At 60.6% G+C, this 2,887-nt stretch carries 4 protein-coding genes; 3 read left to right on the top strand and 1 reads right to left on the bottom strand.

Translation table 11 applies throughout. From position 1 onward, the window contains the following. The first annotated feature begins 61 nt into the window (after window positions 1-61). Window positions 62-904 carry a DUF1217 domain-containing protein gene (locus WA989_RS10040; protein ID WP_424340364.1) on the top strand — a complete coding sequence of 281 codons (843 nt, stop codon included), beginning with the start codon at window positions 62-64 and terminating at the stop codon, window positions 902-904. Here the strand turns inward: WA989_RS10040 and WA989_RS10035 are convergent. Next, window positions 901-2,226: a FliI/YscN family ATPase gene (locus tag WA989_RS10035; RefSeq protein ID WP_424340363.1), complete on the bottom strand. Its 1,326-nt coding sequence runs from the start codon at window positions 2,224-2,226 to the stop codon at window positions 901-903. The two genes, WA989_RS10040 and WA989_RS10035, sit on opposite strands and share 4 nt — an antisense overlap. Before the next feature lie 105 nt (window positions 2,227-2,331). Between WA989_RS10035 and WA989_RS10030 the strand changes: the two genes are divergently transcribed. Together WA989_RS10030 and WA989_RS10025 are read left to right on the top strand one after the other, a co-directional pair. Next, a complete protein-coding gene (locus WA989_RS10030; protein WP_424340362.1) occupies window positions 2,332-2,682 on the top strand; it encodes a flagellar biosynthesis protein FlgB in 351 nt (116 codons plus the stop codon). A 12-nt stretch (window positions 2,683-2,694) separates the two neighbouring features. Next, a partial coding sequence (locus WA989_RS10025) for a flagellar basal body protein (protein ID WP_424340361.1) occupies window positions 2,695-2,887 on the top strand: 193 nt, incomplete at its 3' end.

Raw genomic sequence — 2,887 nt, 5'->3', positions numbered from 1 at the left:
CTCCTGAACCACGCAACGCTGCGCCAGCACCAGGCTGCGCAGGCCAAGGTCGCCTGACCCAATGTATCAGCCAGCCATACCCTTGTCTGGCTATGGGGGGTGGAAGCTCCTCCAGTCGACCTATACGCGCCAGCTCGAAGGCTTCACCGACTCTTCAAGCGTCAAGAATGACCGGGCCTATCTGACGGAGAAACTCTCCAGTCCGATCAGCCTTGACGATTTCATGTCTGACCGGCGCCTGCTTCGTGTCTCCCTGACCGCCTTTGATCTTGGCGGCGAAGAGTGGAAGGGCGGCTTCATCAGAAAAGTTCTGGAAGAGGCCTCCGACCCCGAAAGCACCTTCCTGCAACGGCTGAACAATTCAGACTACACCCTCTATTCGAAGACGTTCGCATTCCAGGATGGCCAGCTGTCGCTCAGCGCCGAGCAGGTCGAAGAGATTGCCGGCAATTTCGAAGCCGCTGCCTTTCGCGGGGCCGTTGGCGAAGTCGACAACAGCATGCGGCTGAGCCTCAACTATCAGTCCAAGATCGTCGAAATCGCAGGCACTGGATCGAGCGAAGAGACAAGTCTATACAAGATTCTCGGCAACACGCCCGTGCGCAACGTCATCGGGACGGCGCTCAACCTGCCGGCCGATATGAGCAAGCTCGACATCGACCGACAGGCCGACATCCTGAAGGAAAAGCTTGAGAGCGTGATGGGCATCAGCGATGTCGCCGATCTCACCTCTATCGATAAAGTCGACAAGATGCTGCAGCGCTATCACGTGATGAACACGATTAATGACGGCCCTTCGCCGACGACGCCCGGCTATGCTGCGCTGACGCTGCTTGGCGGCGGCGGATCGACGTCCGGCTTTGGCGCGCTGGCCAGCCAGAACCTGTTCCTCAGCCGCTTCTAGCGCGCCGCAGCGCCGGCCTTCGGCTTTTCAGTTTTTTCGTCCTTCGCGGTAAGCAGGGCCTGCAGATGCGCAAACGCCTCCTTGATGCCTGCCTCATTCGTTTCTGACACAAACCGGTCGAGCATCGGGTAGAGCGCGATCGCCTTGTCGCCTTCCGCATCATGGCCTTTCTCATAGAGATTGGCGCGGATCATCGGGGCAACTTCCTCGTAAAGCGCAATCGTCCGGCGATATTGCGAAAGCAGCGCATTCTCCTCATCGCTAGCGGCCCGCGGCAGGGCGCGCGACACGCTGCGCAGCACGTCGATGGCCGGATAGCGCCCGCGCTCGGCAATCTCGCGTGAGAGCACGATATGCCCGTCCAGGATGCCCCGGATCATGTCCGCGACCGGTTCGTCCATGTCGGAGCCTGCCACCAGGACAGAGAAGATCGCCGTGATATCGCCCTGGCTTGTCGCGCCCGGGCCAGCACGTTCTGCCAGTTCGGCAATGGTGCGCACGGTTGAGGGCGGGAAGGCATGCAGGGCAGGGGTTTCTCCGCCGATCAGGGCGACCTCGCGGTGCGCTTCGGCGAAACGTGTTATGGAATCAAACAGCAGCAGGACGTGGTGGCCCTGGTCGCGGAAATGCTCAGCCGCCGCCATGGCGCAATAGGCGGCGCGTTTCTTGGCGCCGGGCGGTTCGCTGGCTGTGGCTGTGACGATGACAGACTTCTTGCGCGCGCTTTCCGGCAGGGTGTGGGTGGCAAATTCATTGAGTTCGCGCGAGCGTTCCCCGATCAGCGCGATGACGATCCGGTCGGCCTCGACGCCATTTGCCAGCGCTCCAAGCAGGGTCGACTTGCCAACGCCCGAGCCTGCAAACAGTCCCAGCCGCTGGCCATGACAGATCGGGATGACCGTGTCGGTGACCATCAGCCCGGTGTTGAGGCGTGGGCCCAGACCGCTGCGCAGATGGCTCGGCGGGGCCTTGGAGAGCAGCTTTCGGGGCGAACAGGCGCGCGGCGGCGCGGCGCCGTCCTCGCCGACAATCTCGCCGCGATAATTGATGATCTGCCCGATCCAGTGATCGCCCGGCGTGACGGTCGCTTCCTGGTCGATATAGGCGCGGTCCCCGATCCGGATGGCATCTGATTCGCCAAACAGGAACGCTTTCACCCTGTCGCCCGAGATCGTCAGGATTTCGCCCCTTACAGCTCCCTGATTGGTGTCGATGACGATTTCATTGCCGACCCCTGCATGCTCGCTCACACCTGCGACCGAGACGACGCCGGGGCTGACATCCGTAACTGTGCCCCAGAGCTGACAGAGTCTGTCCGGCAAGAAGGTATCCGACTGCAACATGTAAACAGAACCCGTGAATCCATTAACCTTTTATTCAACGTACAAGTGCAGCTTTGCCAAAGAGTTAACCAAGGCGAATCCGTCATGTTCTCGAATATGGATGTGTTCAAAATCTACAGCGCGATGGCGCGTCATGCGGCCGAGAACCAGAATGTCTCGGCGCGAAACCTCGCCCATGCCGACGATCCTGGCTTCAAGGCGCAGGAGATTGAGTCCTTCCAGGACTATATGCGTCGGACCTCAATGGATCCGACGGCCGCGGCCGACTTCAAGAGCCGTGAGTCGGACACACCAGCTTCGCCGAATGGCAACACGGTCAGCATCGAGCAGGAACTCTACCGCTCCGCCGAGGCGATGAGCCAGCATGAGATGGCGCTCACGGTTTACACCAAGTCGCTCGACCTGCTTCGAAGCGCCGTGGGCAAGAAATATTAGGGGGCCAATTGAATGAACTCGATTAAGGATACAATGGCGCAGGCGATGCAGGGGATGCGCGTCCAGTCAGAGCGCATCGACATCACCTCGCAGAACATCTCCAACGTCGACACGCCCGGCTACCGGCGGAAAATGCTGGTTGTGGATGGCGGCGACGCCTTCAAGGCGATGCGCGTGCACCTCGACCAGACAGAGGGTGAGCGCC

The organism is Henriciella sp., assembly GCF_049649345.1.
In the GTDB taxonomy this organism is placed as follows: domain Bacteria; phylum Pseudomonadota; class Alphaproteobacteria; order Caulobacterales; family Hyphomonadaceae; genus Henriciella.
The sequence above is the reverse complement of the archived record's forward strand: the minus strand, read 5'-3'. Positions and strand labels throughout refer to the sequence as shown.

Excerpts from the sequence above, each read along its gene's own strand:
- WA989_RS10030 (WP_424340362.1), top strand. The coding sequence starts at position 2,332 with ATGTTCTCGAATATGGATGTGTTCAAAATCTACAGCGCGATGGCGCGT.
- WA989_RS10040 (WP_424340364.1), top strand. The coding sequence starts at position 62 with ATGTATCAGCCAGCCATACCCTTGTCTGGCTATGGGGGGTGGAAGCTC.